A 17968-nucleotide genomic window follows, 5' to 3' on the forward strand; every position below is an offset into this window, starting at 1 on the left:
CAATTGCCCCGCGCGCAAAGGAGGAGATCAATGACACTACTCACGCGTGGATTGAACCGACGCAGGGTTTTGCAGACTGGCATGGCGGGCATCATCGGTACCGGTGTTGCTCCTATGGTGTTCACCCAGGGGGCTTGGGCTCAAGAGTTCTGCAACAACCCGACTGGTGACACTGTTACCATCGGCCTCAACCTGCCCCTGACCGGCGCTTACGCCGAAGAAGGTGCTGACGAACAAAAAGCTTACGAGCTGGCGATTGCGCACCTGAACGGTGAAGGCGATGGCGGTCTGCTCAATGTGCTCACCCCGACTGCCCTCAAGGGCAACGGTATCCTCGGCAAGAAGGTCGGCTATGTGTCGTCCGACAGCCAGACCAAATCCGACGTGGCGCGTGCTGGTGCCACCCGCATGATCGAACGCGACGGCGCTATCATGATCACCGGCGGTTCGTCCTCAGGTGAAGCGATTGCGGTGCAGAGCCTGTGTCAGGAACTCGGCATCATCTTCATGGCCGGCCTGACCCACTCCAACGACACCACCGGCAAGGACAAGCGTCGTTATGGCTTCCGCCATTTCTTCAACGCTTACCAGTCCGGTATCGCTCTCGGTCCAGTTCTCGGCGAGCAGTATGGCAAGGCCCGTCGCGCCTACCACCTCACCGCCGACTACACTTGGGGCTGGACCCAGGAAGAATCGATCAAGGCTGCTACCGAAGCACTCGGTTGGGAAACCGTTGCCACCGTTCGCACCCCGCTCGGCTCGTCCGACTACTCTCAGTACCTCACCCCAATTCTGAACTCGGGCGCGGACGTACTGATCCTCAACCACTACGGCCTCGACATGGTGAACTCGCTGCCACAGGCAGTTCAGTTCGGCTTGCGTGACCGTCAGGCTAACGGTCACCAGTTCGAAATCGTCACTCCGCTCATCTCCGAGTTGATGGCGAAGGGCGCTGGCGAAGCTGTTCGTGGGGTCTTTGGCACCTCAAACTGGCACTGGAACCTGCAAGACCCAGGCTCTATCGCCTTCACCAAGTCGTTCGGCGCTGCTTACGGCTCGCCGCCGTCACAGGCCGCGCATACGGCCTATGTGCAGATGCTGCTTTACGCAGATGCCGTTGAACGCGCTGGCACCTTCTATCCGCCAGAAGTCATCAAGGCCCTTGAAGGCCATGAGTTCGACGGCATGGGTAACGGCAAGACGCTCTACCGCGCTGAAGACCACCAGTGCATGAAGTCCGTTCTTGTGGTGCAGGGTAACGCCGCTCCGACCAGCGAATTCGACGTTCTCAACGTCGTTCAGGAAGTCGATCGCGAAACCTCGACCTACGACGCCTCGATCTTTGGCGGCGAACTCGGCCCGGCAGAACCCGCGCCTATGTGCGCGTAAGAGGCCTCTGGCCTCTTCTGACACACCGGTCAGCACTGTGATCAGCCCTCTCCCTTCGCGGGGAGAGGGCAAGCTCTCAATGACCACACGGCGCATCGGTCAAAGCGTAGGACGCTCCTCATGTTCGAAGTTATCTTTCTGCAATTTCTCAATGGGCTTGATAAGGGCGCGGCATACGCGCTGATCGCCCTTGGGCTCACCCTGGTGTTCGGCACCCTCGGCGTGGTCAATTTCGCCCACGGCGCCCTGTTCATGCTCGGCGCATTCATCGCCGTCACCGTGCGCATGTTCCTCACTTTGGAAACAGTCACGCTTGATCCAGAAAAACTCTCCCCCTGGGGTGCGCCACTGGAAATCCGTGAACCGCTGGTACAGGCCTGGCTTGGCGATTTCGGTGCCGTGCTGGTGAACTATTCCGTGCCGGTTTCGATCATCGTTGCTATCCCGATCATGCTGGTCATTGGGATCGCGCTCGAACGCGGCATCATCAAGCATTTTTACAAGCGTCCTCATGCCGAACAGATCCTTGTCACCTTTGGCCTCGCCATTGTGGCGCAGGAAGTGATCAAGTCGATCTTCGGCCCCAACCCAATGCCACAGCCCATGCCTATTGAGCTGCGTGGTGCCGCCGATATCGGCGCTTGGCTTGGCATGCAGGCCAATATCATCACCTACCCCATTTGGCGTTTGGTCTACTTCCTCTTCGCCGCAGTGATTATCGGTGGCGTGTTCGCCTTCCTCCAGTTCACCACCTTCGGCATGGTCGTTCGTGCTGGCATGGCTGATCGCGAAACCGTGGGCCTTTTGGGCATCAACATCGACCGTCGCTTCACCATCATGTTCGGCCTCGCCGCCGTCGTCGCGGGCCTGGCAGGTGTCATGTATACGCCGCTACTGCCGCCCAACTATCACATCGGCATGGACTTCCTCGTCCTCTCCTTTGTGGTCGTGGTTGTGGGTGGCATGGGGTCTCTGCCTGGCGCGGTTGCCGCTGGCTTTATGCTCGGCATCCTCCAGTCCTTCGCCTCCATGAACCAGGTGAAGGCCGTCATCCCCGGCATCGACCAGATCATCATCTATCTGATTGCCGTTGTTATTCTACTCGTGCGTCCACGTGGTCTGATGGGCCGCCGCGGCGTCATGGAGAGCTAAGATGAACCTATCCATGTCCCGTCAGGACCTCACCCTCTTCCTCGGTTTTACCGCCGTCGTCCTGCTCATGCCGATCTGGCTGGCGCCCTTCGGCGCGTCCTACCCGGATTTGATGCAGCGCTTCATGATCTTCGGCATCATGGCCGTTGGTTTCAACATCCTCTTCGGCCTTACCGGCTACCTCAGCTTTGGCCACGCCGCCTTCTTTGGCGTGGGCTCCTACACCGCCGTCTGGTCTTTCAAACTGCTCACCCTCGACGTGATCCCGGCGATTATCTTTGCCATCATCGTCTCGGGTCTGTTTGCTCTGGTCATCGGCTTCCTCTGCCTCCGTCGCTCGGGGATCTATTTCTCGATCCTGACCCTCGCTTTTGCGCAGATGAGCTACAACCTCGCCTATTCGGTACTGACCCCGATCACCAATGGTGAAACCGGGCTGCAGCTCACCCTTGGCGACAATCGTGTCGTTGACGCGATGGTTGGCCATACCTATGTCGGCCAGCCGGTCCCGACCTTCCTCGGCTCGCAAATGGGCGGCCTTGGTGGCTTCTACTTCTGCGCCGTCTTCCTGATCGTCGCCTTCTTCATCGCCCAGCGCATTGCTGGCTCGCCATTTGGCATGATGCTGAAATCGATCAAGTCCAACCAGACGCGTATGCAGTTCACCGGTTTTAACACCCGCCCCTATGCTCTATCGGCTTTCGTCATCTCGGGCATGTATGCCGGTCTCGCCGGTGCACTCCTCGCCGTAACCGACCCACTGGCAGGCGCTGAACGCATGCAGTGGACCGCATCGGGCGAAATCGTGCTCATGACCATCCTTGGTGGTGTTGGCACGCTCGTTGGCCCAGTCATCGGCGCTTGGGTGATCAAGTATTTTGAAAACATCTTGTCGGCACTCAACGACAACGTTCTCAAAGCCTTCTGGAGCTTCTTGCCCGATGGTGTGGCCGATGTGGTCGTGACCATCACCAGCAAGTTCGTTGGCGACGGTTGGCACCTCACCTTGGGCCTCGTCTTCGTGATCATCGTGATCTTCCTGCCCGGTGGCATCATGGAAGGCGCTCGCCGCGTCAACAATGCCATCACGAAACGCCGTGGCGGTCAGCGCCGCGCCGCACCACAAGCTGCTGAATAGGAGAACGTATAATGAGCACTCCAAACATCGTTCTCCACGTTGCCGACGTCCATAAGCGCTTCGGTGGCCTGCACGCTCTGGCCGACATCGACCTTGCGGTTGAGGAAGGCAAGACCCACGCGATTATCGGCCCCAATGGGGCCGGTAAATCCACCCTGCTCAATGTCATCATCGGCAAGCTCGCGCCAACATCCGGCCAAGTGGTATTCGATGGCGCCAATCTCACCGGCAGAAAGCCCTATGAGATCAACCAGCTCGGCATCGCCCGCGTGTTTCAGACGCCCGAAATCTTCGCCGATTTGAGCGTTCTGCATAACGTCATGATCCCGGCCTTCGCCAAGCGCGATGGCCAGTTCACACTCAACATGCTGCGTTCACTCGATAGCGAAACCATCATTCGCCAAGAGGCCGAGCACATGCTGGAGGATGTGGGCATGCTCAATCGCCAGCACATGCAGGCGGGCAGTCTCAGCCGTGGCGACAAGCGTCGTATGGAATTGGCCATGTGCCTCATCCAGCACCCACGCCTGCTGTTGCTCGATGAGCCGACCGCTGGCATGAGCCGCCACGACACCAACACCACCATCGAGCTCCTCAAGAAGATCAAAAGCCGTGGCATGACCAAGGTGATCATCGAGCACGACATGCATGTGGTGTTCTCGCTAGCCGACAAGATCTCCGTGCTCGCGCAGGGGCGTATCATCGCCGATGGCACCCCTGACGAAGTGCGCGGCAATCCCAAGGTGCAAGAAGCCTATCTCGGAGGAACCCACTGATGAGCGCGGTTGCAATGCAAATGGACACAACAACCTCACACGCCGCGGCCATGGAAACGTCCCGCCCGTTCTTCTCCGTGCGCGACATCCACGCCTACTACGGTGAAAGCTACATCGTGCAGGGCGTTAGCCTCGACATCCGCAAGGGCGAAATCCTCGCCCTGCTCGGACGCAACGGCGCTGGCAAATCTTCAACACTGCGCACCATCGCCCGCACCGCCAATCCGCACATGCGCCAAGGGGAAATCTGGCTCGACGGTGAACCCGTCCATGCCATGAAGAACTTTGAGGCGGCGCGCGCGGGCATTCAGCTGGTGCAGGAAGATCGCCGCATCATCCAGGGCCTCACCGTCGAGGAAAACATCAAGCTGGCTAAGGTCGCGCCCGGCAATGGCTGGAGCCTTGAACAGATCTACGAAAGTTTTCCAAGACTTGCTGAGCGTCGCATGCAGGAAGGCGTCACGCTGTCCGGTGGCGAACAGCAAATGCTGGCCATTGCGCGCGCCCTCGCCCGCAATCTCAAGTTGCTACTGCTTGATGAGCCCTACGAAGGCTTGGCCCCGGTGATCGTCCACGAAATCGAACGCATTCTGCATTCGATCAAGCCCTTGGGCATTACCACCATTATCGTCGAACAAAACGCCGTTGCTGCGCTCAAGCTGGCCGACCGCGCCGTCATTCTCGACACGGGTGAAGTGGCCTTCGCCGGCACCGCCAAGGAAGTCCTCGATAACACCGAACTCCGCCACGAATATCTGGCGATCTGATCTTTCTCTCTCGGCCTTCGCGTCGAGAGAGAAGCGAGCTACCCTGGGTCTTTCGGGTTCAAAGGCATAATGCCGATATCACCCTCTCCCAACCCGTGGTCCCAGGGTAATTCCACTTCCGGCTGTGATGCCGCAATCGTAATCCCCTCACCCTCCAGCGCGTCACGAACCTCCCGTGCCAGATCAACGGCTCCGGGGGTGTCTCCGTGTAGACAAATCGAACGCGCTTTCGACTTCAGAACGCTGCCATCAATGGCAACGATCTCTCCCGCTTGCGCCAGCCGTAAACAGCGGGCGATGACGGCATCGACATCATGAATAACCGCACCGTCTTGGCTGCGCGGCACCAATAGTCCCTCGGCAGTATAAGCCCGGTCGGCATAAGCTTCGCGAATGAGCGGCAGACCCACGGCCATGGCCGCCCGCACCTGCTCGCTATTGTCGAGCGCCAGCACCGCCATTTTCTTATCCATGGCCTGAATGCTGGCGAACACGCCGATCGCAAAGGTCAGCTCTTCCGCCGTTTGGTTCGCCAAAGCGCCGTGTAGTTTGACATAGGACAGTGGATAGTCGACCTCATCGGCAATATGCCGAACCAGAAACATCTGCTCGCGAATTTGCGAGAGCAATTGGTCCAGCGGCATAACCAAGCGAAAACGACCGAACCGCACCGGATCGGCGTAACCGGGATGAGCGCCCGCACGCACGCCTCGAAGCTTACAAATCTTGAGCACACGCCGGATGGTGCCCGCATCTCCCGCATGACCACCACAGGCAATGGACGCGCTCGACACAATTTCGAGCAGATCATCGTCTGTGCCCATGCCCTCACCGAGGTCGGCATTGAGGTCAATACTGGTCATTTTTGTCGGCTCCGCCACAAGGCCTGCGCATGCTCAACTGTAACGGGCGTGAACGCAAGCTCGGTACCGGGTCGCATTTGTGCCAAACGATCAAGATCGGCGCGAATGACTGTCGCGATACGAGGGTAGCCTCCAGTCGGCTGATGATCTCGCATCAACACAATCGGCGTGCCATCGCCAAGGATCTGCACATCACCGGGCAGAACCGGCTCAGACACCAGCGACAGCGAACTCTTCCCCTCAAAAACATTGCCCGCGTCTTTGAGACGAAACCCCATCCTATCCATCGCCGCGGTGACGAAAAACGATGAACTTACAAAGCGCTGTGGCACGTCCTTCGTAAATTGCTCAGCGTGAACGCCCCAAATGAACCGAACCGGCGACAGATCTTGGTCGACCGCATCTACCGACTGCCGCTCCACCCCGGGACCAATAATGGTCAGCTCATCCACTGACTGCAACACCCGCCCGTCGAGCCCCCCAATACGCGCCCGCATACTGGTCGCGCGACTGCCCATAAGCGCCGGCACATCAATCTCGCCAGAAAAGCGCAGATAGCCAAAATTGCCCCACGCGCCCGCGGCGATCTCCAAAACGCTCCCGGGCTGCAAATCCGCAGCCGAAGACCACGGCACAGGCACGCCATCGACGGCCGCGCGAAAATCGCCCCCACTCCAGCCGATGCTCACTGAGCCTTCGAGAAGTCTCAGCGCTATTCCCCCGGTGGTGAATTCGATGCCCGCCGTCCCAGATGTGCCCGCCAAATTCCCGGCCCGTGCAAAGGCTCCGGCATCCATCGGCCCCGAAGCACTTACGCCGTGGCGCAAGCCATTGAACCGCCCAGCGTCCTGAATGGTCGTCAGCGGCCCGCAGCGCAGCAATTGTATCAGCGCGCTCATAGGGCCGAAAACACCAGGCTATCGCCCGCGCTCAGCACAGTGGGCGGATTGGCAAAAGCGTTGAAATTACAAAACTCTGTGCGCCCGATCACATGCCAACCCGTAGGTACTTCGGTCGCCGTAATGGCCGTCTGCCCCGCAGCAAACAAAACACTGCCCACCGGAACCCGTGCCCGTACGCTGGCGCGGCGCGGCACTGTCATTTCTTGGCTATGAAAGCCGCAATAGACGAACCCCGGCGCAAACCCAGTCGTCAGAACCCGCAGAGGCTGCGCGTTATGTTGCGCTATAAATTCGCTCGGTGTCAGCCCCAATTGCGCGGCGACGTCCAAGAGGTCGGGGCCATCCTCTCCGCCAAAACGCACAGCAATATCGTGGGTCTTTGCGGCGCTCGGTGCGGCACCACTGCTCAGCCGAAGCCCGATCTCGCCAGAAAGGCGCACCAAGTCAATGACATCGCTGTCATATCGCACCAAAACCGATACGAGACTGGGGGCTATTTCGAGGACACCGGCAATCGGGCTTTTCTCAAGTGCATCGGCCAAAGCCAGTGCTGCGCGGTTCGCCTGATCGTCAAGCCGATCCGCAAAGCGAACCAGCGCGGCGGCGTCGCCGAGAGGCACAATACGAGCCCGCTCCACATCTGCGGCAGAGGTGCCAATCATGGACCGCTCCATGTCGTCAAAAGAGAACGCGAGAGTGCATGTCCCGCGCCCTCCAATTTTGTCAGTCTAAGCTGAAAATTCTGTATGAGACGCTGGTTTCACTGTCAGTTTGGGTCTCGCCCCTCCTGTTCAATCACCGCCTCGAACAAAAGCTTGGTTTGTTCCGTCCCAATCGTCTCAACCGCTACTTCCACAATAGCTGCGAAAAGCTCAGCGATTTCTTGGGGATCGGTGATTTCGGCATCGTCGTCTTCGGCATCGGCGTTGATCAAAGAATACATGGAACGCGCCTCCTGTCGGTGAGCCTACCGTTCCAGTGTGGTTGATTCCGCCGCGCCGTGAAACTGCACTTTCGCCTCGCGCTGGGCAGAGAGAGTCTTGCCCAACTTAGCCAGCCGTCTTATTCTTCGCCCGCTTCCAGATTTTCGATATAGGCTTCAACTTCGTCGAACGTCGCCGAAAATGGCTTCGGCACGTCGCCAAAGATGATCTTGTAGCTTTCGTCTTCGCGGATCTGGTGGCCGCCGTGACCGCCCAAAATCTTCATCTTTTCAGCCGTCATAATGGTCAAACCATAGCGGGCAGCAATGCGCTTCATGCGGCGCATACGCGAAGCGTCAAATTCCTTGCGGCTCATCAAGACCACTCCAAAGTCAATTCCGCCCCTTTTGCCTACAGTCAGCGCATCTGTCCAGCCTTGAGCCCTAAAGGGGCGATCAAGCCCCCTGCCGTGCTGACGCATATGCGCCCCAGCTCAGCAGACGGTCACATTCGCCGCCAGCCCCGCAAGGCTCGTTTCCTTGTAGCGTTCGCTCATATCCAAGCCCGTCTGCCGCATGGTTTCAACGCAAGCGTCGAGGGAAACAACGTGCTCGCCATCCCCCCGCAACGCCAGTGACGCGGCCGTAATCGCCTTCACCGCGCCAAACGCATTGCGCTCAATGCACGGAATCTGCACCAGACCTTTGACCGGGTCACAGGTCATGCCGAGATGATGCTCAAGCGCGATCTCGGCCGCATTCTCAACCTGCCGGGGCGTGCCGCCCATTACAGCGCAAATCGCCGCCGCCGCCATAGCAGAGGCTGACCCCACCTCACCTTGGCACCCGACCTCCGCGCCTGAAATGGAAGCATTGTGCTTGATCAGCCCGCCAACAGCGGCAGCGGTGAGCAAGAAGTCATGAATTTGGCTCCGCCCCATGCCGGGCAGGAACTGCTCGGTATACTTCAACACCGCCGGAACCACGCCCGCCGCGCCATTGGTCGGGGCAGTCACCACACGCCCACCGGCAGCATTCTCTTCATTCACCGCCATGGCATACAGGCAAAGCCAATCATTGGCGGCCGTTGGTGAGGGCATGTTTTGGCGTTCCGACGCCAGCAATTGCTCATGAAGCTTTTTCGCCCGCCGATGGACTTTAAGCCCGCCGGGCAAGGTCCCGTCCTGCTCCATCCCGCGCAGAATACAGCCGTTCATCGCCGCCCAAATCGCGTCGAGCCCTCGGTCCAATTCCAACCGGCTCATCTGCCGCTCTTCATTCGCCCGCTTCATCCGCGCAATGGACAAGCCCGATTGCTCCGCCATAGACAGCATGGTCTGCGCATTTTCGAACGGAAACGGCACATCAACCAACCGGGGGTCGGCGCTTGGCCCGGCCGCCAGCTCATCGGCACTCAGCACAAAGCCGCCCCCGACAGAGAAATAGCGCTGCCGATAGACCACCTGCCCGCCCTGATCGCGCGCCACAAACTCCATGCCATTGGGATGCCCGGGCAAGGGCGTTTTCATATCAAAAATCAGATCGACCGCAGGCCTAAAGCGATACGCCGGATGCCCCTCGGGCCGCACTTCGCCAGTTGCCTCGACCTCGGCAATCAGGGCGTCCATTTGGTCCGGGTCGACACTCGCTGGCAATTGGCCACAAAGGCCCAGAATAACCGCCCGCCCGGTGCCGTGCCCGACGCCCGTAAAAGCCAAAGAGCCATGCATCGTCGCCACTATCGAAGCGGGACGCGCACCCACCGCTCGCGGGCGATCGAGACGCTTGAGTTCTGCAAGAAACCGTCCAGCCGCCGACATAGGTCCCATCGTATGGGAGCTTGAGGGGCCAACACCAATTTTGAAAACGTCAAAAACTGACAGAAACATGCGCAAATCTAAGCATGTTCTGCGCCGAATTCAAAACGCAGCAGAACTGCTTCTCACGCCACGATATTCGGGCCGGACGGCCAATAAAAAAGCGGCGCGATTGTGTCGCGCCGCCTCAAATCGATCAGCAGTGAAAAGCGATTACGCTTCCTGAATAGCCGACAACTGCCAGGTGCCACCGACTGGACGAACGAAGGTCCAGAGTTCGGTGCTTTCGCTTGGCTCGTTCTCGTCGCCTTCGACAACGCGACCGCTCGAACGTTCACGCACGAAGTCGATAGCCGAATAGCGCATCGCAACGGTTGCGTATTCGGTCTGGCCTTCGCGCCAGCTTTCGGCCATGTCGCCCTGCAGCAGGGTCACATCGGTCACTTCGTTCTTCACGCCATTAGTGGCGTTGGTCGCGAGTTCTTCCGAGAGATAACCCATGATTTCTGGGGTCGTGAGCGCGCGCAGAGCGGCATAGTTTTCGTTCGAGAACGCTGCCTGAACGCGGGTCAGCATGCTTTCGAAGATTTCGAGGTCTTCCATGCCAATGCCGAGCTCGTTCGGATCAGCCGGAGCCTTTGCCGAACCACCGCGACCGAAGTTGCCCAACAGGCCTTCAAGACGGTTTTCGCCCTGGCGTGCAGTGGTGTGCTGCTGCGCTTCTGGCTGTGGAGCCTCATACTGTGGCGCTGCATAGCCGTTAGCCGCGGCAGCCTGTGGCTGACGACGACGACCGAAAATACGCATTGCCAGCCAGATCACGCCACCGATAACGGCGATCTGCACGATCATGGCCATGATGCCACCCATGCCGCCGAGCCCGCCGCCCATGAGCAAGCCGATCAGGCCGCCGAGCATGAGACCGCGCATAAGCGAGCCACCGAAACCGCTCATAAAGCCGCCCGGACGCGCTGCGCTCTGGGCCGCACCAGCTGCAGGGTTATTCGCCTGCTGGTTCGGGGTCATAGACCGCTGAACTGGAGCCGCAGCATTTGGCGCGGTCTGAGTTACAGCAGGCTGTTGGAAGGTACGGCCACCACGGCTACCAAAACTGCCACCCTTACGGGCCTCAGCTTCGCCAACGGCTACCATGGAGAACGCCATAACCAATACGGCGAAGACACTAGCGAACCGGAAGCTCCGGGAAGCGAACATAGGTTTGATCCAGATTAAATATAGTTGAGTGGGAATATAGGGAACCACAACGCTGATTTGAAGGATCACGCACCATAAAATCGGCAAAAATACCTAAGTGCGTGTCGCCGGACCGACAACCGACCTAAAAATCGCCCGGAGATCGGCCTTACCGATAAATCATACAAATCAACTTGCTCGCCAACCATACAAGAAGTACAACCGGATTAACTGATACAAATCAGATAACCGGTATCTTTGGGAGGAAGCGGTGAAGGCCAGTGTTGTGGCGAATAAGGATTACACGATCTCCAAAATTGACGATCGTGTCTATGGCGCATTTTTGGAGCATTTGGGCCGCGCGATCTACGAAGGCATTTACGAGCCCGATCATCCAACCGCTGACAAAGATGGCATGCGCGGCGACGTGGCCGATCTGGTCAAAAAGCTCGACGTCCCCTTCGTTCGCTACCCCGGTGGCAATTTCGTCTCTGCCTATAACTGGGAAGACGGCATTGGCCCGCGCGAAAACCGCCCTACCCGCCTAGACCTTGCTTGGCACACCTCTGAGAGCAATGCTGTCGGCATTCACGAATTCGCTGATTGGTGCGCCACGGTAAACACCGAAATGATGCTAGCGGTGAACCTGGGTTCACGCGGCGTCGATGAAGCTCGCAACTTCCTAGAATACGTCAACCATCCGGGCGGCTCCTATTGGAGCGATCTGCGCATCAAGAACGGCCGCAAAGAGCCGTGGAACGTAAAGCTCTGGTGCCTCGGCAACGAAATGGACGGCCCTTGGCAGGTCGGCCACAAGGATGCCGATGAATATGGCAAACTCGCCGCCAACACGGCCCGCGCCATGCGCATGTTCGACAAGAACCTCGAGCTGATCGTCTGCGGTTCCTCCAATGCCGATATGCCGAGCTATCCCGATTGGGAACGCATTGTGCTCGAACATACCTATGAGCATGTCGATCACATCAGCCTGCATATGTATTTCGCCAACCGCGATGACAACACGCCGAACTTCCTCGGCCTCGCGGAAAAGCTCGACACCTATATCGAGACCGTCGCGGCGACCATTCGCCAGGTCAAATCGAAGAAGCGCTCGAAGAAAGATGTCACCATCTCCTTTGACGAATGGAACGTTTGGTACCACTCCAACAAGAAGGATCGCGAGATCCTCGACGGCAATGGCGGCTGGCCGCACGCGCCGGGCCTGTTGGAGGACATGTACAATTTTGAAGACGTGCTGATGGTGGGCCTCATCCTCAACACCTTCATTCGCCGTTCCGATGTCGTCAAAATCGCCTGCATCGCGCAGCTGGTGAACGTCATTGCCCCGATCATGACCGAAAAGGGCGGCCCCGCTTGGGCGCAGACCATCTATTATCCCTACTACTTCGCCTCGGTTTACGGTCGCGGCACCGCGCTTCAGCTCGTCACCACCTCGCCGACCTATGAGACGCCACACTCGGCTGAAACCAAGTTTGTCGACGTATCGGGCGTGCACAACGAAGACGAAGGCGTCCTGACCTTCTTCCTCGTCAATCGCAACCCGAGCGAAACCGTCGAAACCTCGGTCAGCCTCCAGGGCTTCAATGGGGTTGAAGTCATCGACCATCAGGTCATGACCCATCCGAACCTTAAGGCGATCAACACCAGCGCCAAGCAGAACGAAGTCGCCCCCCGTAAGGGCGAAGGCGCCAAGCTTGCCAATGGCAATCTCTCGGTCAGCCTGCCGCCATACTCTTATCAGATGGTGCGCGTCCGCCTCGGCTAATCACCCCCTATGCGCGCCCGGGCTCCGGCTCGGGCGCGTTTTCTGTCATCTCTTGCATAACCCTGCACGCCGTCTACAAAAGAGCCAGCCGTTCTCTTTTCCGGTAGTGTTGTGAAACCTGTCGATCCACAAGCGCCGCCACCGAAGGGGCACAAAAAACTGTCCAGCACCGGTCGTCGCGTCACCATGACAGATATTGCGCGAGCGGCAGGCTGCTCGCAGGCCACCGTGTCCTTTGTGCTGAACAATACAGCGGGCATGAAGCTCTCCGCCGAAACGCGCCAGCGCGTACTCGAAACCGCTTCCGCACTTGGCTACGCCATTCCCGAAGCCGCCACCGCACCAATACCCGCCGAAACGCCCAACCGCATCGGTATTATTGTCGATCAGATCGCCACCAGCCCCGAAGCCGTTCAGGCCATTGATGGGCTCAGCGCCGCTATCCAAGAGCGCGGCGGCCTCGTCTACGTTGGCCAAAGCCGTGGCGACAGCGATGTCGAAGCCCGGCTCATCGACGATTTTCTCCAGCAGGGAATTTCGGCGCTCGTCTATCTGACCATCTTCACGCGCGAAGTGACGCCGACCACCGCCCTGCGCAATGCGCCAGTGCCGGTCTACCTTCTCAATTGCTACACCGCCAATCAGGCGACGCCGTCTGCCGTTCCCAGTGAAATCGCGGGCGGTCAGCGCTCCACCCATCACCTCATCACCCAGGGCCACCGCCGTATCGCCACCATCACCGGCGAAATCTGGATGGAAGCCGCGCAGGACCGCCTAAAAGGCTACCGCCGCGCCCTTGCCACCGCCGACATCCCCTTCGAACAATATCTGGTTTTTGAGGGCGATTGGTCTACCAGCGCTGGCTATGAAGCCACCCGCAAAATCCTCGCCCTCCCCGATCGCCCCACCGCGATCTTCTGTCAAAATGATCGCATGGCCGTCGGCTGCTATCAGGCGCTCAAAGAGGCAGGCCTGTCCATTCCGCAGGATATGTCGGTGGTGGGCTATGACGACGAAGAAATCGCGCGCCATTTACACCCACAGCTCACAACTTCGGTGCTCCCCCATCGCGCTATGGGTCAGTGGGCTGCCGAGCAAATCCTCGGTGGCACTGAAGCGCGTGCCTCCGGCATGACCAAGGTCGAATGCCCGCTCATTATCCGCGCTTCGGTTGCCCCGCCACGCTCTTAGAGCTTTGGCGCACCCACCGATTGCCGCTCAACAAGCTCACACTCGATCTTGAGCTTTTGCAGCCGCTCGTCGTCGTCTACTCCCTCAAAACTCTCGAGCAATTGCCCCACCGCCCAGCGCGCCATTTCATTGTGCGGCAGCACCAGCGTCGTGAGGGGTGGCAACAGGTTTGCGGCAATGTCTTCGTCATCAAACCCAATGATGGAAATATCCTCTGGGATCGAAAGCCCCAGGATACGGGCCGCGTCATAACACCCGACCGCCATACGATCGCAGAAACAGAATATGGCCGTGGGTCGATCTGACCGCGACAGCAGCGCCATCGCCCGCTCCCGCCCCTCGCGCACGTTCCAGCCACCCTGCGTTACGAGGCTTTCCTCAATGCGAACGCCGTATTTCTCCATCGCCATCCGGAACCCCTGATAGCGATCGGTTGACGCTGCGATAATGTCCTCACCGGCCAAATGCGCGATCCGGCGATGCCCCGCCTTGATCAGCGCTTCCGTCGCAACATAGCCGGCAACCACGTCGCCCGGCACCACGGAGGGGAAACGCAGCTCGCCCTCGTAGCAATTGAGCAGAACCAGCGGCAGCTGCGCGAAATGCTCGGGCACCACGACCTCGCGGGTAATCAGCGTCGTATAGACCGCGCCAATCGCATTCTGCGCCACCAGCATGTCGATGGCCGTCTTCTCCAGCAGCGGATCGCCCCCGGTAAAAAACACGGCCACAGCGACGTCCTGTAACGCCCCTTCTTCCATCGCTCCTTCGAGAAACGGTCCAAGCATGGGCGTCGTCGTCACTTCGTCGACAAACAGCCCAATCACCTTGGCGCGTCCTGCGGGCACCGGATGCTGCGGCCCCCGCCGATACCCCAGTTCATCGGCGGCATCTTGCACACGCCGCCGCGTTGCTGCGGACACGCGCGCATTCGCAACGCCATTGAGCACGAGCGACACTGTCGCCTGCGAAACGCCTGCCTTTTCAGCCACATCCTGCATGGTCGCGCGCTTATCCATACTCATTCAATCCTTTGGCGAGCGCCCTGCTCCCATGCGCGCTGAAACTGTTTTCCTATCCAGCACACTTCGCTCTTGTATGTAAGTTGGATTCGATCCTATGCTGATAAAAATATAACTAATATTGCCTACGGAGGGATTATGAACTTGGGCCGCGCTGTTGACGCCGACCACCACAACGCGACGCGACAGACTGTGTCGCTCGATGGTGTCTGGCAGTTCCGCTTTGAAGATGGGGATTGGCGCGAGGCGCACGTCCCCCAGCCTTGGCAGGCTGAGTTCGATGATCTCTTCGATAGTTTCGGCCACGCCGTTTATAAGCGCAGCTTCACGGTCCCAGCCAATTTTGCTGGCAAGGACCTCGCTCTGCGCTTTGCCGCTGTTGCCTATGCTTGCGAAGTTCTCCTCAACGGCACCAAGATCGGCGATCATGAAGGGGCCTATCTCCCCTTTGAATGCGCCATTGATCCGGCCCTCCTCCGCGCGGAAAACGAAGTTGAAGTGCGCGTCACCACGCCTTCTGCCGATCAGCATGCCTTCCCCGAATACCCCTTCAGCGAAGTGCCGCATGGCAAGATGAGCTGGTATGGGCGCATGGGCGGCCTTTGGCAGTCTGTGTCGCTGGAAGCGCGCAACAAGAAGCGCCTGACCAGCCTCACCATCACCGCCAATATGCACGGCACCCTCGTCGCCAACCTTGGCTTTACCCCTGCCGCGTCTGGTCTTGAGGCCAAGATTGTCGTGCGCGATGATGCAGGCAAAGCCGTCGCCGAAAGCGCAGCCGCAGCCTCCGAGGCGGTGGATGTCGCCCTGGCTGTGGCCAATGCCAAGCTCTGGGATGTCTTCCAGCCCAACCTCTATACGCTCACCGTCACCTTGGGGAACGGCGAGGACGAAGTCACCGAGACTTTCGGTTTCCGCACCGTCACCACAGAAAACGGCTCTATCCTCCTGAACGGCAAGCCCGTTTACATGCGCGGCGCACTCGATCAGGACTATTACCCTGAAGGCATCTACACCGCCCCTTCGTTGGAATTCCTCGAAGACCAAGCGCGAAAAGCCATTGAGCTTGGCCTCAATACCCTCCGCTGCCACATCAAAATCCCAGATCCGCGCTATTATGATGTCGCCGACCGCTTCGGCCTCCTCGTCTGGACCGAAGTCCCCAACGTTGCGATCTTCACCACGGATTCCGCGCGCCGCATGCGCGAAACCATGGAGGGCATTCTCCAGCGCGACCGCAATCACCCCTCCATCATCGCCTGGACCCTCATCAACGAAGATTGGGGCACGCGTCTGGTCGAAAACGCCGAACACCGTCAGTGGCTCAAAGACAGCTATGATTGGCTCAAGGCCGAAGACCCAACCCGTCTCGTCGTCGACAATTCGGCCTGTTTCCCGAACTGGCACGTCAAAACTGACCTCAACGACTTCCACTACTACCGTTCTGTTCCAGAGCGCCGTCAGGAATGGGATGATCTCACCGCCCAGTTCGCAGCCGGTGCCGATTGGACTTATTCGCCACTCGGCGACGCCGAACGCCGTGGCGACGAACCACTGATCGTTTCCGAGTTTGGTGTTTGGGGCCTCCCCAATCCAAAACTCCTGCGCGGCGAAAACGGCAAAGAACCAACATGGTTTGAAACCGGCTCGCTCTGGGGCGATGGTGTTGGCCTGCCACACGGTATCGAACAGCGCTTTGCCGCCCTCGACCTTTACCGCACCTTTGGTGATTTCGATCAGTTCATCGACAAGGTGCAGTGGTACCAGTTCATGAACCTGCGCTACGAAATCGAGGAAATGCGCCGCTATTCTTCGATTCAGGGCTATGTCATCACCGAGCTGACCGACGTTCACTGGGAAGCCAACGGCCTCTTGGATATCGAGCGCAACCCGCGCGTCTTCCATGATGTGTTCGGCACCATCAACGCCGACATCGTCATCGTTCCGCGCCCAGAACGCTACTCTGCCTATTCCGGCCAGCAGCTCGCACTTGAACTGCGTGTCGCCACCGGCGGCCTCTCAATCCCTACGGGCGCAGTCCTTCACTGGAGCGGCGACATCTCCGGCTCGATCGCCGTCCCAGCCACCGGCCCGGTCTCCGTTGCCGACCTTGGCAACACCGTGCTGACCATGCCGAAGGTTTCGGCCAATAAGGAGCTAACCCTCTCCTTCTCGCTGGAAGCGGGCGGCACAGTCCTCGCGACCAACACCTGCACTATCGCGCTCTACGCCGAACGCAAAACCGCCGGTCGCCCGACCATCGCAGTCAATGACGCCGCTTTGGGTGATTATGCCCGCGGGCTTGGCTATGAAATCGTCGACAAGAAAAAGGCCGATATCGTGCTCGTCCACGCCGTCAATGGCGAAGACGTCGACGCCATGAAGGCCGGTGCGAAATACCTGATCCTGGCCGACGGTTCGGTCAAGACCAACCACAATCTGCGCACCGACATGCCCGATGGCGAGCTGCCCCACCGCTCCATCGTCGCCGATGGCAAGCAGTTCAAGCCGGCCTATGATCACCACCTGCCCAACATCAATCTGGTTGAGCGGGACGGCACAATCTGGCGCGGCGATTGGATCGCTGGCTTTTCATGGCTCCGTCGCGATGGTGTCTTCGTCGATATTCCGGGCGGCCCGATCTTTGATCTCAGCTTCTCCGGCGTGGTCCCGCTCAGCCTTCTGACCGGCTTCAAGCCTTGGGAGTTTGGCAACAATGTCCAGTCTGGCATCGTCTGCGGATGGGTTCACAAGCCCGCTGCCATCATCGGCAAAAAGCAGATTGGCCGGGGTGGCGTCGTCGCCACGACCTTCCGCCTGACTCGTGAAGCACCCGGCGCAGACCCAGTTGCAGCTGCCCTTCTCGACCGTCTGATCTCGGCAACTGCCGGGCTCAGCCAAGACCTCTAAGGCAAACCGCTTGGGTAGTGAGAAAATCGCGCTCAAATCACGACTTAGGGATTGACGCGACAGACGTTTCGAGACTGAATAGTATGATAAATAGAGCGGCGAATGAGGAGATTTGCCGCTCTACAAAAATAGGCCGGAA

General features: G+C 59.0%; 16 protein-coding genes. 8 read left to right on the forward strand and 8 right to left on the reverse strand.

The genetic code is table 11. The features are described 5' to 3' along the window. The first annotated feature begins 30 nt into the window (after positions 1–30). The 5 genes from JHL21_RS02265 (at position 31) to JHL21_RS02285 (ending at position 5222) form a co-directional block, all read left to right on the forward strand. Positions 31–1389 (forward strand): substrate-binding protein, encoded by a 1359-nt coding sequence (locus JHL21_RS02265; RefSeq protein WP_200211699.1) that lies wholly within the window; start codon positions 31–33, stop codon positions 1387–1389. 120 nt (positions 1390–1509) lie between these two features. Further along, positions 1510–2541, forward strand: coding sequence for a branched-chain amino acid ABC transporter permease (locus JHL21_RS02270; RefSeq protein ID WP_199531639.1), 1032 nt, complete (start codon positions 1510–1512; stop codon positions 2539–2541). A 1-nt stretch (position 2542) separates the two neighbouring features. Next, positions 2543–3679 carry a branched-chain amino acid ABC transporter permease gene (locus JHL21_RS02275; RefSeq protein WP_200211700.1) on the forward strand — a complete coding sequence of 379 codons (1137 nt, stop codon included), beginning with the start codon at positions 2543–2545 and terminating at the stop codon, positions 3677–3679. A gap of 11 nt (positions 3680–3690) precedes the next feature. Further along, positions 3691–4455: an ABC transporter ATP-binding protein gene (locus JHL21_RS02280; RefSeq protein ID WP_169196347.1), complete on the forward strand. Its 765-nt coding sequence runs from the start codon at positions 3691–3693 to the stop codon at positions 4453–4455. A 50-nt stretch (positions 4456–4505) separates the two neighbouring features. Continuing rightward, complete coding sequence (locus tag JHL21_RS02285) at positions 4506–5222, forward strand: ABC transporter ATP-binding protein (protein ID WP_248306078.1); 717 nt, start codon at positions 4506–4508, stop codon at positions 5220–5222. A gap of 38 nt (positions 5223–5260) precedes the next feature. On the opposite strand, the gene pxpA is transcribed toward JHL21_RS02285, so the two are convergent. The 7 genes from pxpA to JHL21_RS02320 all read right to left on the reverse strand — a co-directional run bounded on the left by pxpA (position 5261) and on the right by JHL21_RS02320 (position 10941). After that, the gene (pxpA, locus tag JHL21_RS02290; RefSeq protein ID WP_169196345.1) at positions 5261–6085 is read right to left on the reverse strand and encodes a 5-oxoprolinase subunit PxpA; all 825 of its coding nucleotides are present in this window, start codon (positions 6083–6085) and stop codon (positions 5261–5263) included. Next, complete coding sequence (locus tag JHL21_RS02295; protein ID WP_200211701.1) at positions 6082–6984, reverse strand: biotin-dependent carboxyltransferase family protein; 903 nt, start codon at positions 6982–6984, stop codon at positions 6082–6084. The genes pxpA and JHL21_RS02295 overlap by 4 nt, the downstream gene beginning before the upstream one ends. After that, complete coding sequence (locus JHL21_RS02300; protein ID WP_200211702.1) at positions 6981–7649, reverse strand: allophanate hydrolase subunit 1; 669 nt, start codon at positions 7647–7649, stop codon at positions 6981–6983. The genes JHL21_RS02295 and JHL21_RS02300 overlap by 4 nt, the downstream gene beginning before the upstream one ends. Positions 7650–7753: 104 nt before the next feature. Beyond that, positions 7754–7930 carry a hypothetical protein gene (locus JHL21_RS02305; protein ID WP_169196342.1) on the reverse strand — a complete coding sequence of 59 codons (177 nt, stop codon included), beginning with the start codon at positions 7928–7930 and terminating at the stop codon, positions 7754–7756. 119 nt (positions 7931–8049) lie between these two features. Continuing rightward, positions 8050–8286, reverse strand: a complete 237-nt coding sequence (locus JHL21_RS02310) for a hypothetical protein (protein ID WP_169196341.1) — start codon at positions 8284–8286, stop codon at positions 8050–8052. A 117-nt stretch (positions 8287–8403) separates the two neighbouring features. Further along, positions 8404–9798, reverse strand: coding sequence for an L-serine ammonia-lyase (locus JHL21_RS02315; RefSeq protein ID WP_200211707.1), 1395 nt, complete (start codon positions 9796–9798; stop codon positions 8404–8406). A 141-nt stretch (positions 9799–9939) separates the two neighbouring features. Then, positions 9940–10941: a Tim44 domain-containing protein gene (locus JHL21_RS02320; RefSeq protein ID WP_200211708.1), complete on the reverse strand. Its 1002-nt coding sequence runs from the start codon at positions 10939–10941 to the stop codon at positions 9940–9942. 250 nt (positions 10942–11191) lie between these two features. On the opposite strand from JHL21_RS02320, the gene JHL21_RS02325 reads away from it, so the two are divergent. Together JHL21_RS02325 and JHL21_RS02330 are read left to right on the forward strand one after the other, a co-directional pair. Then, positions 11192–12706 (forward strand): alpha-N-arabinofuranosidase, encoded by a 1515-nt coding sequence (locus tag JHL21_RS02325; protein ID WP_200211709.1) that lies wholly within the window; start codon positions 11192–11194, stop codon positions 12704–12706. A 111-nt stretch (positions 12707–12817) separates the two neighbouring features. Next, the gene (locus JHL21_RS02330; RefSeq protein ID WP_367948145.1) at positions 12818–13897 is read left to right on the forward strand and encodes a LacI family DNA-binding transcriptional regulator; all 1080 of its coding nucleotides are present in this window, start codon (positions 12818–12820) and stop codon (positions 13895–13897) included. On the opposite strand, the gene JHL21_RS02335 is transcribed toward JHL21_RS02330, so the two are convergent. Then, positions 13894–14916, reverse strand: a complete 1023-nt coding sequence (locus JHL21_RS02335) for a LacI family DNA-binding transcriptional regulator (protein WP_200211710.1) — start codon at positions 14914–14916, stop codon at positions 13894–13896. The genes JHL21_RS02330 and JHL21_RS02335 overlap by 4 nt on opposite strands. Positions 14917–15057: 141 nt before the next feature. Here JHL21_RS02335 and JHL21_RS02340 point away from each other — a divergent pair, with 141 nt between their 5' ends. Then, complete coding sequence (locus tag JHL21_RS02340) at positions 15058–17829, forward strand: glycoside hydrolase family 2 protein (RefSeq protein ID WP_200211711.1); 2772 nt, start codon at positions 15058–15060, stop codon at positions 17827–17829. The last annotated feature ends 139 nt before the right edge of the window (positions 17830–17968 follow it).

It is taken from the genome of Devosia sp. WQ 349K1 (genome assembly GCF_016595685.1).
Taxonomy (GTDB): domain Bacteria; phylum Pseudomonadota; class Alphaproteobacteria; order Rhizobiales; family Devosiaceae; genus Devosia.

Excerpts from the sequence above, each read along its gene's own strand:
- JHL21_RS02265 (WP_200211699.1), top strand. The coding sequence starts at position 31 with ATGACACTACTCACGCGTGGATTGAACCGACGCAGGGTTTTGCAGACT.
- JHL21_RS02270 (WP_199531639.1), top strand. The coding sequence starts at position 1,510 with ATGTTCGAAGTTATCTTTCTGCAATTTCTCAATGGGCTTGATAAGGGC.
- JHL21_RS02275 (WP_200211700.1), top strand. The coding sequence starts at position 2,543 with ATGAACCTATCCATGTCCCGTCAGGACCTCACCCTCTTCCTCGGTTTT.
- JHL21_RS02280 (WP_169196347.1), top strand. The coding sequence starts at position 3,691 with ATGAGCACTCCAAACATCGTTCTCCACGTTGCCGACGTCCATAAGCGC.
- JHL21_RS02285 (WP_248306078.1), top strand. The coding sequence starts at position 4,506 with ATGGAAACGTCCCGCCCGTTCTTCTCCGTGCGCGACATCCACGCCTAC.
- pxpA (WP_169196345.1), bottom strand. The coding sequence starts at position 6,085 with ATGACCAGTATTGACCTCAATGCCGACCTCGGTGAGGGCATGGGCACA.
- JHL21_RS02295 (WP_200211701.1), bottom strand. The coding sequence starts at position 6,984 with ATGAGCGCGCTGATACAATTGCTGCGCTGCGGGCCGCTGACGACCATT.
- JHL21_RS02300 (WP_200211702.1), bottom strand. The coding sequence starts at position 7,649 with ATGATTGGCACCTCTGCCGCAGATGTGGAGCGGGCTCGTATTGTGCCT.
- JHL21_RS02305 (WP_169196342.1), bottom strand. The coding sequence starts at position 7,930 with ATGTATTCTTTGATCAACGCCGATGCCGAAGACGACGATGCCGAAATC.
- JHL21_RS02310 (WP_169196341.1), bottom strand. The coding sequence starts at position 8,286 with ATGAGCCGCAAGGAATTTGACGCTTCGCGTATGCGCCGCATGAAGCGC.
- JHL21_RS02315 (WP_200211707.1), bottom strand. The coding sequence starts at position 9,798 with ATGTTTCTGTCAGTTTTTGACGTTTTCAAAATTGGTGTTGGCCCCTCA.
- JHL21_RS02320 (WP_200211708.1), bottom strand. The coding sequence starts at position 10,941 with ATGTTCGCTTCCCGGAGCTTCCGGTTCGCTAGTGTCTTCGCCGTATTG.
- JHL21_RS02335 (WP_200211710.1), bottom strand. The coding sequence starts at position 14,916 with ATGGATAAGCGCGCGACCATGCAGGATGTGGCTGAAAAGGCAGGCGTT.
- JHL21_RS02340 (WP_200211711.1), top strand. The coding sequence starts at position 15,058 with ATGAACTTGGGCCGCGCTGTTGACGCCGACCACCACAACGCGACGCGA.